19 protein-coding genes and 1 tRNA gene are annotated in these 16,909 nt (G+C 58.7%); 12 read left to right on the top strand and 8 right to left on the bottom strand.

From position 1 onward, the window contains the following. Positions 1–7: 7 nt before the first annotated feature. Positions 8–2,080 (top strand): lytic transglycosylase domain-containing protein, encoded by a 2,073-nt coding sequence (locus HQN82_RS03265; RefSeq protein ID WP_173614542.1) that lies wholly within the window; start codon positions 8–10, stop codon positions 2,078–2,080. Positions 2,081–2,401: 321 nt separating this feature from the next. On the opposite strand, the gene HQN82_RS03260 is transcribed toward HQN82_RS03265, so the two are convergent. The 4 genes from HQN82_RS03260 to HQN82_RS03245 all read right to left on the bottom strand — a co-directional run bounded on the left by HQN82_RS03260 (position 2,402) and on the right by HQN82_RS03245 (position 6,603). After that, a complete protein-coding gene (locus HQN82_RS03260) occupies positions 2,402–3,466 on the bottom strand; it encodes a porin (RefSeq protein WP_034495848.1) in 1,065 nt (354 codons plus the stop codon). Between the two features lie 556 nt (positions 3,467–4,022). Further along, positions 4,023–5,084 carry a porin gene (locus HQN82_RS03255; RefSeq protein ID WP_173614541.1) on the bottom strand — a complete coding sequence of 354 codons (1,062 nt, stop codon included), beginning with the start codon at positions 5,082–5,084 and terminating at the stop codon, positions 4,023–4,025. Further along, on the bottom strand, positions 5,081–5,266 hold the full coding sequence (locus HQN82_RS03250; RefSeq protein WP_034495850.1) for a hypothetical protein: 186 nt from the start codon (positions 5,264–5,266) through the stop codon (positions 5,081–5,083). Before HQN82_RS03250 ends, HQN82_RS03255 begins: the two co-directional genes overlap by 4 nt. A 1,246-nt stretch (positions 5,267–6,512) precedes the next feature. Beyond that, positions 6,513–6,603: transfer RNA gene (locus HQN82_RS03245), tRNA-Ser, on the bottom strand. Positions 6,604–6,766: 163 nt separating this feature from the next. Between HQN82_RS03245 and HQN82_RS03240 the strand changes: the two genes are divergently transcribed. Further along, entirely contained in the window at positions 6,767–7,108 is a 342-nt protein-coding gene (locus HQN82_RS03240; RefSeq protein WP_004440887.1) for a hypothetical protein, read from the top strand. An 89-nt stretch (positions 7,109–7,197) separates the two neighbouring features. Continuing rightward, entirely contained in the window at positions 7,198–7,374 is a 177-nt protein-coding gene (locus tag HQN82_RS03235) for a hypothetical protein (protein WP_004440886.1), read from the top strand. Here the strand turns inward: HQN82_RS03235 and HQN82_RS03230 are convergent, their stop codons facing one another. Next, entirely contained in the window at positions 7,375–8,175 is an 801-nt protein-coding gene (locus HQN82_RS03230; protein WP_173614540.1) for an aldolase/citrate lyase family protein, read from the bottom strand. Between the two features lie 7 nt (positions 8,176–8,182). After that, positions 8,183–9,400 carry an NAD(P)/FAD-dependent oxidoreductase gene (locus HQN82_RS03225; RefSeq protein ID WP_173614539.1) on the bottom strand — a complete coding sequence of 406 codons (1,218 nt, stop codon included), beginning with the start codon at positions 9,398–9,400 and terminating at the stop codon, positions 8,183–8,185. Between the two features lie 323 nt (positions 9,401–9,723). Between HQN82_RS03225 and HQN82_RS03220 the strand changes: the two genes are divergently transcribed. Both HQN82_RS03220 and HQN82_RS03215 read left to right on the top strand, forming a co-directional pair. Continuing rightward, on the top strand, positions 9,724–10,071 hold the full coding sequence (locus HQN82_RS03220; RefSeq protein ID WP_004440878.1) for a hypothetical protein: 348 nt from the start codon (positions 9,724–9,726) through the stop codon (positions 10,069–10,071). Between the two features lie 160 nt (positions 10,072–10,231). After that, positions 10,232–11,344 carry a pyridoxal phosphate-dependent aminotransferase gene (locus HQN82_RS03215; RefSeq protein ID WP_112766909.1) on the top strand — a complete coding sequence of 371 codons (1,113 nt, stop codon included), beginning with the start codon at positions 10,232–10,234 and terminating at the stop codon, positions 11,342–11,344. Between the two features lie 308 nt (positions 11,345–11,652). On the opposite strand, the gene HQN82_RS03210 is transcribed toward HQN82_RS03215, so the two are convergent. Continuing rightward, positions 11,653–11,916 (bottom strand): SEL1-like repeat protein, encoded by a 264-nt coding sequence (locus tag HQN82_RS03210; RefSeq protein ID WP_112766908.1) that lies wholly within the window; start codon positions 11,914–11,916, stop codon positions 11,653–11,655. A gap of 601 nt (positions 11,917–12,517) precedes the next feature. Here HQN82_RS03210 and HQN82_RS03205 point away from each other — a divergent pair. The 7 genes from HQN82_RS03205 to vapC all read left to right on the top strand — a co-directional run bounded on the left by HQN82_RS03205 (position 12,518) and on the right by vapC (position 16,411). Next, the gene (locus HQN82_RS03205) at positions 12,518–12,856 is read left to right on the top strand and encodes a DUF2147 domain-containing protein (protein WP_004440872.1); all 339 of its coding nucleotides are present in this window, start codon (positions 12,518–12,520) and stop codon (positions 12,854–12,856) included. Positions 12,857–13,015: 159 nt separating this feature from the next. Beyond that, a complete protein-coding gene (locus HQN82_RS03200; protein WP_112766921.1) occupies positions 13,016–13,612 on the top strand; it encodes an AAA family ATPase in 597 nt (198 codons plus the stop codon). 141 nt (positions 13,613–13,753) lie between these two features. Next, complete coding sequence (locus HQN82_RS03195; RefSeq protein WP_035210174.1) at positions 13,754–13,936, top strand: hypothetical protein; 183 nt, start codon at positions 13,754–13,756, stop codon at positions 13,934–13,936. Between the two features lie 10 nt (positions 13,937–13,946). Next, the gene (locus HQN82_RS03190; RefSeq protein ID WP_004440867.1) at positions 13,947–14,120 is read left to right on the top strand and encodes a hypothetical protein; all 174 of its coding nucleotides are present in this window, start codon (positions 13,947–13,949) and stop codon (positions 14,118–14,120) included. A 103-nt stretch (positions 14,121–14,223) separates the two neighbouring features. Beyond that, positions 14,224–15,729 (top strand): AMP nucleosidase, encoded by a 1,506-nt coding sequence (gene amn, locus HQN82_RS03185; protein WP_004440865.1) that lies wholly within the window; start codon positions 14,224–14,226, stop codon positions 15,727–15,729. 65 nt (positions 15,730–15,794) lie between these two features. Beyond that, complete coding sequence (locus tag HQN82_RS03180) at positions 15,795–16,025, top strand: type II toxin-antitoxin system VapB family antitoxin (RefSeq protein ID WP_006699381.1); 231 nt, start codon at positions 15,795–15,797, stop codon at positions 16,023–16,025. Continuing rightward, entirely contained in the window at positions 16,022–16,411 is a 390-nt protein-coding gene (gene vapC, locus HQN82_RS03175; RefSeq protein ID WP_112766907.1) for a type II toxin-antitoxin system VapC family toxin, read from the top strand. The genes HQN82_RS03180 and vapC overlap by 4 nt, the downstream gene beginning before the upstream one ends. Positions 16,412–16,414: 3 nt before the next feature. Here the strand turns inward: vapC and HQN82_RS03170 are convergent, their stop codons facing one another. Beyond that, on the bottom strand, positions 16,415–16,885 hold the full coding sequence (locus tag HQN82_RS03170) for an OsmC family protein (protein WP_112766906.1): 471 nt from the start codon (positions 16,883–16,885) through the stop codon (positions 16,415–16,417). Positions 16,886–16,909: the final 24 nt, after the last annotated feature.

Below are 16,909 nucleotides of genomic sequence, written 5' to 3'. Positions count from 1 at the left end.
GAACGGCATGAAAAAAACAGTCTGGGGATTGATGGCGGCGGGCCTTGCCGCAACCGTGTGGAACGCGCTGGCCGGGCCGCTGCCCGAGGGCGCCGCGCCGGTTCCCTATGTGAAGCCGGATGCGCCCACCGTTCCCGCTTTCATGCCCGCTTCGCCAGAGGTGACCGGCGCCATTCCCCGCCTTAACCGGCCCGATGATGCGAGCCAGCTGAAGGCAGGCCTCGACGCGCTTTCCGGGCGCGATGCGGCGCGGGGCATCGCGCTGCGCAACGCCATGCCGACCGGCAGTCTGGACCGTCACATCCTCACATGGGCAATCGCCGTTTCGGGCCAGAAGGATGTGCCTTCAGCCGAAATCGCTGCGGCACAGCGGGAACTCGCCGGCTGGCCGGGCGCCGCGACTTTGCGGGCCAATTCCGAAAAAGCGCTTTATCGCGAGGACCCGCCGGCACAGCAGGTGCTTGCTGCATTCGGCGGCAGCAAGCCGGAAACGGCGGAGGGCACGGTGGTTCTCGCCAAGGCGCTGGCCGCCTCCGGCAAGGTCGTGGATTCGCAGCGCCTCATTCGCCAGCTGTGGGTGAGCGAAGGCATGGACAAGGATATGGAAGACCGCGTGCTGGCCGCCTTCCCTGCCTATCTGACGGCCGCGGACCACAAGGCGCGCATGGATTATCTGATGTATCGCAGCCGCATCAGCCAGGCGAAACGTTTCGGCGAACTCGGCAAGGCGCAGTCCCTTTACAATGCCTGGGCGGCTGTGCTGCAGCGATCCGCCAATGCCGGCGCCCTGCTCGGCAAGGTGGATGCCGGCTGGCGCGATGATCCCGCGTTCCTGTTCGCGCGCGTGGAGAACCTGCGCAACCAGCAGAAATATCCGGAAGCGGCGGCTCTTCTGCGGCAGGCGCCGAAGGATACTGCCAAGCTGGTCAATCCCGGCGAATGGTGGAACGAGCGGCGAATCATCGCTCGCGGTCTCGCCGATCTCGGCGATTTTGCCGAAGCCTACCGTATCGTCGCCAATCACAATGCCACATCAGCGGTGGATGTCGCCGATGCCGAGTTTCATGCCGGCTGGTATGCTCTGCGGGCGATGCGCGACCCGGCCACGGCTTCGCGTCATTTCAACGCCCTGCTCCAGACATCAAACCGGCCACTTTCAGCCTCCCGCGCCTATTACTGGCTCGGAAGGACGGCCGAAGCCGGAGGACCCGGCGATGCACGCGACTTCTTTGCAAAGGCGGCAGCCCATCCCGGTACGTTTTACGGCCAGCTTGCCGCTGCACGGATCGGCACGAAGACGCTGAACGTGACCTATCCCAGCCCGAGCAATGGCGACCGAGAACGCTTTGCCGGCCGCGAAGCCGTGCGCGCCATAGACCGCCTGGAGGCGGCAGGTTACGGCTGGCGCGCCGACAGCCTTTACAGGTCGCTGGCCGAACAGCTCGACAGTCCCGGCGAGCTTGCCATTCTGGCGGCGCGGGCTGAGGGCAACGGTAATCATCAGGTCTCGCTGCAGATCGGCAAGACGGCCTTCAGCCGCGGTATCGATGCGGCCGCACTCGCCTATCCGCTCGGCGTCATTCCCACCAGCGCCAATATTGCCGGCTCCGGAAAGGCGCTTGCCTATGCGATCGCCCGGCAGGAAAGCGCCTTCAACCCCGCCGCCGTCTCCGCCGCCAATGCCCGCGGCCTGCTGCAACTGCTGCCGGGAACCGCCAAGGGCGTGGCCGGCCGCCACGGCCTGCCCTACACGCAGGCGATGCTAACCAGCGATGCGGGCTATAACGCCACGCTCGGGGCCCATTATCTCGGCGAGCAGATCGACAGCTTCGGCGGCTCCTACATCCTCACCTTCATCGCCTATAATGCCGGCCCGAAACGTGTGCCGGAATGGATCGCCCGTTATGGCGACCCGCGCGGCAAGCCTATCGATGAGGTGGTTGACTGGATCGAGCGCATCCCCTTCCCCGAAACACGCAATTACGTGCAGCGGGTGATGGAGAATTATCAGGTCTACAAGACGAGGCTCGGCCAACAGGCCGATATCGTTGATGATCTGCGCCATGGGCGCTCCGGGTAAAGGCGGTTTCCTCAGCCGACGAGCGGCGCATTCAAACACCTGCCGGCGAGCGCTTCTGACCACTGTGAAGCCTAAGGTTCCTCGCGTCATGCTCGAGCCTGTCCCGAGCATCTGCAGCGTTCAGATTTCATGCGACGTGATTGGATCACTGGGGCAAGCCCAGGGATGACACCGACGGCTTGGGCTGATGAGCGACAGGTAGGCTGGTCGATACTTCAAAGCACACGCGATGCCCGACGACTTACAGTCCCATCCGGTCTTCAAAAAGAAAAACCCCGGCATTTCTGCCGGGGTTTCCATCACTGACAATGTCAGATCAGATTAGAACGAACGCTGAAGGCGAACGAAACCGGTCCACTGATCACCAGCGCCGCTGTCAACACCTTCGGTGCCGTCAACGTCCTGGTAGTTAACAGCAACCTTCGTAGCAAGGCCCTGCGTGATCTGGTAGTCAAGCGTTACACCAGCGCGCCAAGCGTCGCGATCGCCTACGAAGTCGTTGTCAGCGCCGATATCAACCGTACCGAAGTACTGTGCACCGGGGGTGATGGTCAACTTGTCGGTTGCCTTGATGGCGTATTCAGCAGCAACGGTCCACTCAGACTCTTCGTAGTAAGAGTTTGCACCGGAAGCCCATGCGCCGGAAAGGCCGAAAGTACCCGGACCGATGTCAGCCGTGACGATTGCACGGATCGCACCATTTTCCTGGTCGGTGTCATAGGAACCAAGCAGATTTGCGCTAACCGCACCGAACTTGGCGCCGATGATACCGCTGATACCAACGTTGTTCGGGCCTTCGATGAAGCCACCCTTAGCAACGCCGAGGTTCGAAACGCTGTCAAGTGCAGTTTCCAATTCCTCAACCGAGATACCTGCATAGAAGGAGCCGGCATCGTAGGTGTAACGCAGAGCGTTCGAACGAGTCGTGTTCGAAGAGAGGATGTCGGTTTCGCCGGAGAGATCGTCATCCCACCAGGTGTACATGTAACCGACCTTCAGGCCGCCGAGTTCGATGAAAGCCTGGTCAACATTGACGCCACGGTTGGTGTCGTTATCAGCCTGACCGCGGAAACCAATGAAGCCGCGCAGAGCGCCGAGTTCAGTGTCGGTGCGGGTGTCGATTTCAAACTGAGCGCGAGTGAAGGAATCCCAGTCAGACGTACCGGACTGGTTGCGACCGAAGTCCGTCTGGAAACGGATGTAACCGCCGAACTTCAGGCAGGTTTCGGTGCCGGGGATGTAGAAGAAGCCGGTGCCGAAAGCGTCGCAAACGCGAACATATTCCAGGGGCTCGGGCTCAGCAGCGACGATAGCGTCGGCAGCATGAGCGCCGGATACTGCTGCGAGGGCCGCAGCGGAGCCGATGAGAAGGCTCTTGATGTTCATGGTTGACCTCCAGTCAAACTTAATCTTCTAAGCAGCGGGTGGGAAGCACTTCTGAAATGCGTGCCGCTTATGAGGATGATTAGAGCCAAAACCGGCCGGACAGGCAATCGTAATCATGACAGAAGGAAGACAGTAAGGTGTCCTTAGTTTCTCATTGTTGCGAAATAGCTACAATTCTAACCGACGGGGAGCTGTTTGTTAAAAATGAGTTAATAAACTATGCTTTTCAGTCACTTAACGAAGAGTCCGGCCAAACCGACAACATGAAGCGACGCATTTCTCCAAAATTCTGACACAACAAGGTCATGAGAAATTGTCCAAAGGCACGGGCGCGAGCGAGGATCAGCCCTCTCTTCCTTGGAGAATCAGCCTCAGAAGTAAATTTGAATTCCTTGATGGCGAATCAATGCAAGTCACATTGGGTGTTTCAGCAAAGCGCCGAAGCCTTGCCTCGCGCGATTCCTGCCTTTGCCTCATAGCCGGCTAAAGCGCCTACCCAAAAGAAAAACCCCGGCATTTCTGCCGGGGTTTCCATCACTGACAATGTCAGATCAGATTAGAACGAACGCTGAAGGCGAACGAAACCAACCCAGCTGTCGCCGCCGCCGTTTACACCTTCGGTGCCGTCGACGTCCTGGTAGTTAACCGAAACGAGCGTGGAGAGGCCCTGGGTGATCTTGTAGCCAACAGCTACACCAGCGCGCCATGCATCGCGATCGCCAACGAAGTCGTTGTCAGCGCCGATATCGATCTTGCTGAAGTACTGAACGCCGGGGGTGATGGTCAGCTTGTCGGTTGCCTTGATTGCGTATTCAGCAGCAACAGTCCACTCAGACTCTTCGTAGTACGCGTTAGCGCCCGAAGCCCATACGCCGGAGATACCGAACGTACCCGGACCGATGTCAGCCGTGACGATTGCACGGATCGCACCGTTTTCCTGGTCGGTGTCGTAGCCGCCGAGCAGGTTAGCGTTTACGCCGCCGAACTTGGCGCCGATGATACCGCTGATACCAACGTTGTTCGGGCCTTCGATCGAGCCGCCCTTTACAACGCCGAGCGTCGAGATTGCGTCGAGCGGAGCTTCGAGTTCTTCAACTGCAACGCCAACATAGAAGGAGCCAGCATCGTAGGTGTAACGGATAGCGTTCAGACGGGTGTCGTTCGAGGACAGCTGGTCAACTTCACCAGACAGACCGTCGTCCCACCAGTTGTAGTAGTAACCGACCTTCAGGCCGCCGAGTTCGATGAACGCCTGGTCGACAACAACGCCACGGTTGGTGTCGTTGTCAGCCTGACCGCGGAAACCGATGTAGCCACGCAGAGCGCCGAGCTCGGTGTCGGTGCGGGTGTCGATGTTGAACTGAGCGCGGGTGAAGGAATCCCAGTCAGACGTACCGGACAGATTACGGCCGAAGTCAGTCTGGAAACGGATGTAACCGTCGAACTTCAGGCAGGTTTCGGTGCCGGGGATGTAGAAGAAGCCGGTGCCGAAAGCGTCGCAAACGCGAACGTATTCCAGGGGCTCAGGCTCAGCAGCGACGATAGCGTCGGCAGCGTGAGCGCCGGATACTGCTGCGAGAGCCGCAGCGGAGCCGATCAGAAGGCTCTTGATGTTCATGGTTGACCTCCAGTCAAAGTTTTTAAGTGGGTCTGGGTTTTTTCGCTGAAGGACAGCATTCCCTGCCCCATTCCCGTGTTCTTAGAAGCCAAACGATCCACCGCCTCGCTTCTGGTGGTGAAAATACAAAAGGTTTCGTCGCTTGCAATCGCCAACATTCGATAAATAGCATTTACGTACATGCTTCATTTCGGTTTGTTGCGGAAACAACACACAGCCCTGCGCGGGCCTGCATAAACTTTACGATACGTTAAGATTTCCGTTGAGAATCCGTTGGTTAGGGCAACCGGTAGGGTGTTTCTCATCTAATGGCGTTTTTAGAGAACCCTTGCTAAGCAGGCAAAGCCGCATGGATTTTTTTGCTCTATTCCGCGTCCTCCCGCCTCCGGCATCGTATGGGAGCGAAACAACAATGGAGAAAGAGATGATGAGGCAAGCGATTCTCGTGCAATGATTCGTCAGAACACGGCGTACAAATTCGCACGCGACAGTCTAAGCAGCCGTAGAGTGGGCGACGCGGCTCCAGTGTTTTATCTCTGGACGTTGAATATGCGACAAAGTGCCCAACAGGCTGCCGTGCTCCGCGATATCTGTCAGACAGACACGTATTCTCGCGGCATCCAGCCGGCCAGGAATCACACTTTATCGGCCAATCCTAATCACGATTTTTGGATATGTATCAGTAAAAGCTCGCCACATGGTGTGGGGCAACTGGTGGGACCCGACGGCGCACACACGATGATTCCTGCGCGCCCGAGCCGATAGAACCGACTGAAATGTACCCATCGCTTTAAGCCGTGATCACCCACGGCCGCTCCTCTAAATGCAGAGAGCCCTCTCTTGCACCGCGGTGCCCTCAGAGCTAACGCCTGTGATGACGTTTTTAGTCAGGGTAAATCGCGCGACCATTTGGCAAGATAACCGGTGCCTTTCCCGAGTCCCGGCGACTTCCCGTCCCCGGCTCCATACGTGGCTGTCCCCGATCCCTCCAATCGGTTTGACTCCGGTTGCGGTCGCGCCAGTCCCTGCGATCGCGTTGGTCGCGCCATTCCCTGCGGTCACCCCAGTGACGGCGGTCGTAGTCCCGGTAGTAGCGGTCGCGGTCATACGATCGATAATACACACCAGTCGTATAATATCCTCCAGAACGGTAACCCGGCTCGTCGACGCATCCGGCCAGAACTCCCAGAGACACTAGACAGATTGCTGCGTTTAATAGCTTCATGATTTTAGCTCCCGATAGCGGACTCAAACGCACATAGGAGTCCTTAGTTCCCAAACCGCTAAATTCCCGCGTGCGGGCTTAACCGGGCCTGAACAGGCCCGCAGCAATTACGCCCTACGTAATTTAAAGATAATCGAGGCAACAACTTGCGATTCGCACGCTAGGGATTATCGATCGTTGTCGGTGGGTTCTAAAGGAATGAATGGCGGAGAGGATGGGATTCGAACCCACGATACGCTTTTGACGTATACTCCCTTAGCAGGGGAGCGCCTTCGACCACTCGGCCACCTCTCCGGTGCGGCCTGATTATTGCGTAAGAAAAATGATTGCAAGGCTTTTTCGCCAAGAAGCCAAAAAACCTGTTGGCCAAATAAACCGCGGGTCAAACTTTACGCCCGGTTGCGGAACTTCTTCAGGGCCCGCACGTTTCCGCCTCGGTAACAAAAGAGGTGTTCTAATGGCTCAGACCAAACTGAATGTTGTCGAAGACACGATCGAAAACCAGATCGCAGAACTGCGTTCGCAGATCGCATCCCTGTCCAAATCCGTTTCCGCCCGTGCGGAAGGTGTTGGCGAGGATGCATCGGAATTTCTGGATGAGGCGCGCGGTCGCGTTCGCAAGGCGGCGCATAATGTCCGGGCGCAGGGCCAGAATGTCGTGGAAGCCGTGAAGGAAAATCCAGGCACCGCCACTTCCCTGCTGACGATCGTCGGCGCACTCGGTTTCGCGATCGGTTATGCGGTGGGCACGAGCACGCAGCAGAGTTCGTCGAACAGCAGCCTTTATCGCTGGCGCTGATGACGAACGGGGCATTAAATCAAGGCAAGGCGGGTTTGCCCGCCTTGCCTTTATGCATTGGCGAAAAAGCAGGAATGAAGGGGGCGAATATGCGGTTCAGCGACGATCTTGAGGCAGCATTGTCTGATTTTGCAAGGGATCACGGCATCGACAGGGACGAGGCAATCCAGCGCATCGTCCGCTCCGCCCTCATCAATGGCGGTTATCTCGCCTCCGGCGAGGAAGGTATTCCGCCGGAGAAGCTGAACGCCAGTAACGACGATTGATCAATATCCTGATCCGGACGGCGTCACTGCCGGCCCACCCTTGTAGCGGGCGGAAAGCGCACGCAGCGTATTGGCGAATTCCGTGACATCGGCTCCCACGGCAACGAACGACGCGCCGAGTTCAAGATAACGGCGATTATAGGTTTCATTGAAGGTGAGGATGCCGGCGGCCTTGCCAGCCGCGACGATTTTCACGATCGCCGCTTCGATAACCGCCTGCACCGCCGCTTCGTCAATCCTTCCCAGATAACCCATGTCCGCGGCGAGATCCGCCGGGCCGATGAAGACGCCATCCACGCCGTCCACCGCAAGAATATTGTCGAGATCTTCGATTGCCGCGCGGGTTTCCGCCTGCACCAGCAGGCAGACGCTGGCCGAGGCGCTGTCGGCATAATCCGTTATCGTATTAAAAGCGGAAGCGCGGGCGACGGCCGCTCCCATGCCGCGAATGCCGCGCGGCGGGTAATGCATGGCGCTGACGAGAGCTTCCGCCTGTGCCGCTGAATCGACCATGGGCACAAGAAGCGTGCGGGCGCCAGCATCCAGAAGCTGCTTGATCATCCAGCTCTCCCCGACAGGCACACGCACCACCGGCTCGGCGGCAGAGGTGGCAAGCGCGCGCAGCTGGTCGATGATGCTGCGCAGGTCGTTCGGCCCGTGCTCACCGTCGATCACCAGCCAGTCGAAGCCAGCCGTTCCGGCGATTTCCGCCGTGATGGCCTCGCCCATGTCGAGCCACAGGCCAATCTGCGGCTTGCCGGCATGAATGGCGGTTTTGAAACGGTTTTCGGCAACGGGCATGATATCCTCAGGAGAGCAGTAATTTCAGATCGGCGGACGGATCCGCCAGGATTGTGCGGTCGGGTTGGGCGGCTGTATCGAGCAGTTTCTTACCCGCAACATAGGCCTTGGCGTCATTGACGGCATCGACAGCCACGAAGCGGCCATCACGGAAATACCAGATGGACCAGCTGCCTTCCCTTGCGCCGGGCCTCAAAATCGTCTCGCCGTAACCGAGATTGAAGCCGGCGATCTGCAGCTTCACATCGTACTGATCCGACCAGAACCAGGGTTTCGCGTCGTATACCGCTTCCATGCCGGCCAGTACGGCGGCGGCCGCCTCAGCCTGATCGACCGCGTTCTGGACCGATTCGATCCTCACCTGCTGGCCGCGCCAGGGCAGAAGCGCGCAATCGCCCACCGCATGAATGGCGGGGTCGGATGTGCGGGTATATTCGTCAACCACGATGCCGTTACCAACATCGAGACCCGATTCGCGGGCAAGCCGGTCGTTCGGTGTCACGCCGATGCCGACGATGACGAAATCAACGTCGATCGTCGAACCATCTGAAAGTTCGGCCGCAGCAACCCGCCCGTCCATGCCGACGAGGCGCACGAGGCCGGTTTTTTCGCGGATGGAAACGCCCTGGGCCTGATGAATGCCGCGCATGATATCCGCAGTTTCCTTCGCCGCCACGCGCTGGAGAATACGGTCGGCCATTTCGATCAGCGTCACCTCGAGGCCAAGCTTGCGGGCAACGGCGGCAGCTTCAAGGCCAATATAACCGCCGCCAATGACCAGCAGCCTGCGGCCCGGCTTCATCTCCTCCGTCAAGCGGTCGGCGTCGCGCCTGTCACGGACGGTAAGCACGCCGTCGAGATCGCCACCGATGCTGGCGGGCAGCAGCCGGGGCGCGGCCCCGGTCGCAAGAACCAGCCGGTCATAAGAAAGCGTACTGCCATCCTGCATGCGCACGGTCTTGCCGGCGCGGTCTATCTCCTCCACCCAGGTGGAAAGCCGGATATCGACATTGTTTTCGGCATACCATTCTTCCGGGCGGAACATCAGCCGGTCAAAACTCATCTCGCCGAGGAGGTATTTTTTGGAGAGCGGCGGCCGCTGATAGGGGTAGGCATCTTCCGAGCCTATGATGGTGATGGCACGCTCGTCCTTCAGCACACGGAGCTTCGACGCCAGCGCAAAAGCGGCCTGCCCCGCCCCGACGATTACCAGCCTTCCAGTCACTTTCCACTCCCAGGACAATCACAGCCGGCCGATGACGCCCGAGGCTGTGAAGCGATGTTGCGCGATCAGGCGTAACGCCAAGTACGGCCGGCGTCAACCGCACGAGGCTCCAGCCCTGTGCAAGCGTGCCCGATTATCAAAACGGGCGCCCGCCTTCTGCAACCAGTCGAGATAAAGTGCGTTTTAAACAGGCGAAACACGGGTTGCGTACACAAAGCTGGCCCATGTCGATACGGACAAGAGACAATTGCGGATATTTCCTTCACGCCCTGGCAAGGAAGCCGCGTTAAAATCAGACGGAAGAGGCAATCCGGGAGGTTGTCATGGCTCTACATATGGATATCGGTCAAAACGTCCCGCAGGACGAGATGTATGAGAAATTTCAGATCGACCGGCCCGGCAAGATCACCTTCATAGGGCACCACCTGAGCGCCAAGGACACCATGCGCTGCCTGGTGCGCACCATTTCGCTCTACGGCGCGGAGCTGGATGTCAGTGCCGATCTGGAAATGCCGGTCAACTTCTATCTGGAAATTCTCGGTATCCGTGACGAAATCGGCTGCACGCTTATCCGCCGGGAAGAGGAAAAAGTGACGATCGGCTTCAACATGCTGATCGATGCCGAATTTCTGCACCATGTCCGCCGGCTGAGCTTCGAGACCAGCGTCTGAGCGGCAACCGCGCGTCAGCCCGCCGATCTTTGCGTTGTGCCGTGGCGAACCAAAAATCTGTTGCCAAACACTCATCTAACCCCCGGGCGCGGCTTGCGTCCGGTTTTTTTGCACCTATTGTGAGCCGGGTTTTCAAACACAGGTCCCGGAACTTCTGTCAATGTCCGCTTTTTCACGCCTCACGCCGCTTGCCGCTTCGCTTCCCTCCACCGTTCCCTTCGTCGGCCCGGAGGCCATAGAAAGGAACCGCGGCGTGAAGGTGGAGGCGCGAATCGGTGCAAACGAAAGCGGCTTCGGCCCTGCCCCATCGGTGCTTCTGGCGATGCGCGATGCGGCGGCTGAAACCTGGATGTATAGCGATCCGGAAAATTTCGAGCTGAAGGAAGCGCTTGCCATCCACCACGGGGTTTCCCGCGGCAACATCGCCATAGGCGGCGGAGTGGACGGATTGCTCGGTGAAATCGCCAGGCTGATCGTGGAACCAAGCACGCCTGTTGTCACCTCTTTGGGAGGCTACCCCACCTTCAATTATCACGTGAACGGTTTTGGCGGAAAACTGGTGACCACGCCCTATGTAGACGACCACGAAAACCTCGACGGGCTTCTCGACCTCGTTCACAGGGAAAACGCGCCGCTCGTCTATTTCGCCAATCCGGACAATCCCATGGGAAGCTGGTGGGATGCGAGCGAGGTGGTGGCATTTGCCCGTGCGTTGCCGGAAACCTGCCTGCTCATTCTGGACGAGGCCTATTGCGAAACCGCGCCCGCGAGCGCGGTGCCTGCTATCGACGCGCTGATCGGCCAGCCCAATATCCTGCGCATGCGCACCTTCTCCAAAGCTTACGGGCTCGCCGGCGCCCGCGTGGGTTACGCCATCGGTACGCTTGGCAATGTCGAAGCCTTCGACAAGATCCGCAACCATTTCGGCATGGCGCGTATTTCTATCGCCGGCGCTTTGGCAGCGCTCAAGGACCAGTCCTATCTGCATGAGGTGGTTGGCAAGATTTCCGAGGCACGGGATCGTATTTCCGCTGTCGCCCGCAATAACGGCCTTTCACCGCTGCCCTCCGCTACCAATTTCGTTACCATCGATTGCCACCGCGACGGCGCCTATGCGCGCGCCATCGTTGACGGGCTGATGGACCATGGGGTTTTCATCCGCATGCCGGGCGTGGCCCCGCTTAACCGTTGCATCCGCGTGAGCGTTGGGCCGGGTGACAAGCTCGATCTGTTCGAGCAGGCATTGCCGAAGGTTCTCAAGGCCATCGGGTAAGCTCTCAACCCACCCTCATTCCTGTGTTTGTCACAGGAATGAGGGTTGGAAAGTGCCGCGCGTTACACGCATCGAATCAACATCCTCCCGCAAGCCCCTGCGCGAGAATCATTTTCCGGCGAAGACACATTGCAGAACATAAGAAAACCGCGCCGGCCTTGTTCCTGCCGGTCGCGGTTCGATGTGTCAGCGCAAAAGCTTCGTTTCGGAGCCCTCGCCGCGTTCCCCTTCGGGTTTTACTTTCGTTTGGGCCGGTCGTCGGGACTGGAGGGAACCGGACCGGCAATCTCATGGGTCGCGGGGATGGATCAGTGCATCGTCATCCAGTCGCGGGCGGCGCGAAGGGCTTCGGCCAGTTCCGCTTTCGTCATGTTGCGGGCGAGATCCGCACGGAGAGAAGCCGCTCTCTCCGATCCGCGGATCGCGGCGATGTTAAGCCATTTGTGGGCCGCGATCAGGTCCACCTTGCAGCCCCGGCCGGTCGCATAGACCAGGCCGAGATTGCAAAGGGTGTCGGCGCGGGTTTCGCCACCGGCAGCCATTTCGATATTACTGATGTCAAAGCGTGCCATTGTTTTAATCCCTGTCGTTCTACCTGTTTTCATCGTGCGCCTTCTTGCCGAGGCGTCTTCCGGACTGCCGTCTTTTGCGGCTTTTTTGTCCTTCCGTCCGGCAGGTTTTCCCTGCGCTTTTGATGAGTTCACTATGCCAGGAGGCTTTCAACGCTCGCTTAAAAGGCATGATTAATGTGCCGCAAACAAACTGCAAACGATTGGTAAAATTGGGTTTTTGTTAAATATCATTGCCTGCGGAAATTAAGGACTTTCCGGTGAATTTTACGAAAGCTTTACAATTGGATTTAAACCCTTCCTTCACCACGATAAGAACCGAGATTTTCGAAACTGCTCTCCTTCGCCCTTCCCGCACACGCCAACGCTGCACCGGCACCGCAAATTTCTGTTTCCTTTTACGTGAACGTCAAATACTATCCGCCCTGCCTGTCACGAGGATAAAACGGACACGGAAGAGCGCGGTGGGAGGAGCAATCGTTGCACCGCACGGCGGCCGCCGGCCAGAGATGGTGGAGGCATGCTGAAGAGAGTTTGATCTGCGCATCGCGTCTTTGGCCGCTACGGCCTGGGAAAAGCCTGCGCGAATTTCGGGAGGAATTTCATGAAGCTTATGATGACGATTGCAGCTGCCCTGTTGATGAGCGGCAATATTGCCTTTGCCGCCGAGGCGATCGAAGGCAACTGGAAGACGGCCAGCGGCGAAACCGCCGTGATCGGCCCCTGCGGCGGTGCTTTCTGCGTGACGCTGAAGACCGGCAAGCATGCCGGAAAACAGATCGGCAAGCTTTCGGGAAAGGGAAACAGCTACTCGGGTGAGATCACCGATCCCGCCAATGACAAGACCTATAGCGGCTCCGGCACCGTTTCGGGGAATTCGCTGAGCATGAAGGGTTGCGTGCTGAAGGTTCTGTGCAAATCGCAGACCTGGACACGGCTGTAATACAGGGAACGGCAGGCGGGCTTTTGTCCCCCAGCCTGCCGTCTCGCGACGCAGAGCGCGGTGGCTGCCAGGAATCGCGCGCAGGCTGCGAACAGACGTCGCATGGAAACCATATATCCGTTTATTATCGCTGCATCCGATGCCAATGAGAGCAACGATATGCGCCCCACCCTTTCGACAATTCTGATCGCGGGCACCTCGCATGTCGGCAAAAGCACGCTGGCCGGCCTGCTCAGCGAAAGGCTGCGCTGCGAGGCGATATCGACCGACAGTCTCGCCCGCCATCCGGGGAGGCCATGGCCGGGTATTCCGGTGCCGGTTGAGGAATATTACACACAGCTGTCGGCGGATACGATCCACTGGTTTCTCAAGGTCCATCACCAGAACATCTGGCCGCTGATCCGCGCGATGATTGACAGAAGATCCGGCACAGGGACTACGACGATCTTCGAGGGCGCCGCCCTGCGACCGGAGTTCATATCGCCTCTCCTCGACAGCACGGTGGCGGGCGTATTTCTTCATGCCGACAATGATTTTCTTCTCGAAAGAATGCGCTCTGAAGCACGCTACCAAGATGCAACGGCGATGAGGCAGCGGATCATGGACGCCTTCATCGAACGCTCGCTACGTGAGAACACCGAGATGCTGGCATCCGCGCAGGAACACCGGGTGCCGATTGTCGACGTGACCCAAGGTGAAGAATTGGAGAAACTGCTAACCGATCTTGCGCCAGGCGCGGACATCCCCCTGTCCTGAAGCTGGGCATGCGCACCACTGCGGCATCAATCCGCCATGTCACCGCCCGTTAACATCCCTGAACACCATATGAACCGGGGCCTCAGGGTGCGTTCAGTCCGACTATGGCAAAACTCTGTCCATCAACTCCGATAAAGGGGAATGGACATGACAAAGCTGATCAGCCGACTGGCAATCTTCGCGTTTCTCATGGCGATCTTCGCCATGTCCTTCGCCTCGCTCGTCGTTAATCCGAACCGCAGTTTCCAGCGCGTGAATGCCGGTGCGGCAATCGCATGCCAGCACGGCCCGGCGCCCGCCGCCAATTGCCCCGTCGTATTGTGAGGACCGGCCAATGACCACCAGTTTTTCCAACGGCCTGTTCTCCGCACTGCGGCTGATGCTGATGGCCTCGATCTTTCTCGGCCCGGTGGCCGGACTTGCGGTTTACAAGGCCGATCCCCGCCCCGCCTCCAAAGGCGCCGGCTTCGTGCTGCTGATGAGCCTCCAGCGCGGCGCGCTCGGCTGAGTTTCTGCCGCGCCAGCATTGTCCGGCTGCATTTTCGCGTTTCTTTTCAGTTTCTTCGTATTTCTGTCGCTTGCCTGTCGAAATTGGCCTCTTATAATGGGCCATGACAATAGCAAAACCAACGATTCCGCCCCTCACCTTCATCAGTCCAGAGCCCTTCGCGCCGCAGACATTCACGGACCCGAAAGAAGCTGTTGCGGCTTTGAGCGCGCTCTACGAACGCAACACGGCGTTCCTGATCAATTCCTTCACAGACCTTGCCAAGGGCGCGCCGATTGCCGGGCGTTACCGCGCCTGCTACCCGCAGGTCAGCCTCGAGACCGCCACTTTCGGCCATGTCGATTCCCGCCTTTCCTATGGCCACGTAACCGCGCCCGGCGTCTATACGACAACGATCACACGGCCTGAGCTTTTCCGCCACTATCTCAAGGAACAGCTGGGGCTTCTTATGAAGAACCACGGCGTTCCGGTCACGGTGTCGGAATCGGCTACGCCCATTCCGCTGCATTTCGCTTTCGGTGAAGGCGCGTATGTCGAGGCAGCGGCGGCTTCGTCGCTGTCAGACGTGCCGCTGCGTGATCTCTTCGATACGCCCGATCTCAACAATACCGACGATCTCATCGCCAATGGCGAATATGATCAGGTGCCGGGCGAGCCGGCGCCGCTTGCGCCCTTTACGGCGCAGCGCATCGATTATTCGCTGGCGCGCCTCAGCCATTATACGGCGACGAGCGCCAGCCATTTCCAGAACTTCGTGCTGTTCACCAACTACCAGTTCTATATCGACGAATTCGCTGCCTGGGCGAGGCAGATGATGAAGAATGGCGGCGAGGGTTACACGGCCTTTGTGGAGCCGGGCAACATCATCACCCATGCGGGTTCCGATAAGCCCGAGACGGACGCGGTGCTGGCCCGACTGCCGCAGATGCCGGCCTATCACCTGAAGAAAAAAGGTCATGCCGGCATTACGCTCGTCAATATCGGCGTCGGCCCCTCCAACGCCAAGACGATCACCGACCACATCGCCGTGCTGCGCCCGCATGCGTGGCTGATGGTTGGTCATTGCGCCGGCCTGCGCAACAGCCAGCGGCTGGGCGACTACGTTCTGGCCCACGCCTATGTGCGCGAAGACCACGTGCTTGACGACGACCTGCCGGTGTGGGTGCCTATCCCGGCGCTTGCCGAAGTGCAGCTGGCGCTGGAAGGTGCAGTCGCCGAAGTCACGGGTTACGAGGGCTTCGAACTGAAGCGCATCATGCGCACCGGCACCGTCGCTACCATCGACAACCGCAACTGGGAGCTCCGTGATCAGGCCGGTCCCGTCAAGCGCCTGTCGCAGTCCCGCGCCATCGCGCTTGACATGGAATCCGCCACCATAGCGGCCAACGGCTTCCGCTTCCGCGTGCCCTACGGCACTCTGCTGTGCGTTTCCGACAAGCCACTGCATGGCGAATTGAAGCTGCCAGGCATGGCGACGGAATTTTACCGCACCCAGGTCGCCCAGCATCTGCAGATCGGCATCCGCGCCGTGCAGAAGCTTGCCGCCATGCCGACGGAAACGCTGCACTCGCGCAAGCTCAGAAGCTTCTACGAGACGGCGTTCCAGTAAAAAGAGATATCGCAGAAGCATGCCTTGGTGTATGATTTTGAAAATCGATACACCAAGGATTATCCATGCGTACGAATATTGATCTTGATGACGCCTTGATCGCCGAAGCGATGGAAATTACCGGCCTTTCGACAAAAAAGGCGACGGTGGAGAAGGCGTTGCGCGATCTGGTGCGAATTCACCGCCAGATGCGTGCCCTCGATGCATTGGAAGGCACGGATTGGGAGGGCAATCTGGACGAGATGCGGACGGATTGGGACGCTGAAACGGATTGGGATGTGAAGAAGGGAAAATGATCGTAGCAGATAGCTCTGCCTGGATTTCATTCATTCGAAAAGACATGCCAACTCTCTCCGCCAAGTTTCGCGCCTTAATGGCGCAGGGCGAAGTTCTGATCGGCGATATCATTCTTCTTGAGGTGCTTAGAGGCGCACGGGACGGTCATCATGCACGGCATCTTGAACAAATGCTGGGAGAATTTCCCTGCGTCGCGATGATGTCTCCCCAACTCGCCATCAAGGCTGCCGCAAATTATCGCTTTCTACGCAATCACGGCTATACGATTAGAAAAAGCAACGACCTCATCATCGGCACCTACTGTATTGAGCATGGCCATAAGCTGCTGCAAAACGACCGAGACTTTCAGCCGATGGCCGATCATCTCGGTCTGCAACTGGCATGAGCCTCAAACCACCTTCACGGTCCCCTCCACCCGCACCGGAAAATTCACCGACCGCGCGATGAAGCACTTGTCGTGCGCGTCATGGTGCAGCGCATCCGCCCGGGCGGGATCGCCCTTCGAGATGGTGATGACCGGTTTCAGCACCACTTCGCTGAACTGCCCGGCGCCATCCTTTTCCATGACGAGCGTGCCTTCGGCATCGTCGACATAGTCTTCGACGATGATGCCGTTGACCGAGCAGAAATGCAGGTACCAGAGCTTGTGGCAGGCCGAGAGCGAAGCGACCAGCAGGTCTTCAGGGTTCCAGCGGGCGGGATCGCCACGGAAAGCCGGATCGGACGAGCCGGCTATATCAGCCTTTCCCTCGGTGGAAATCGTGTAGTCGCGTTCGTAGTCGCCATAGCCCGACGTGCCCTTGCCGCGATTACCCGTCCATGTCACCTTTACGGCGTAATGGTGTTCCTGTCCTGCCATTTCAGTCCTCCCTTGGCATCTCTT

It is taken from the genome of Agrobacterium pusense (assembly GCF_013285525.1).
Taxonomy (GTDB): domain Bacteria; phylum Pseudomonadota; class Alphaproteobacteria; order Rhizobiales; family Rhizobiaceae; genus Agrobacterium; species Agrobacterium pusense.
The sequence above is the reverse complement of the archived record's forward strand: the minus strand, read 5'-3'. Positions and strand labels throughout refer to the sequence as shown.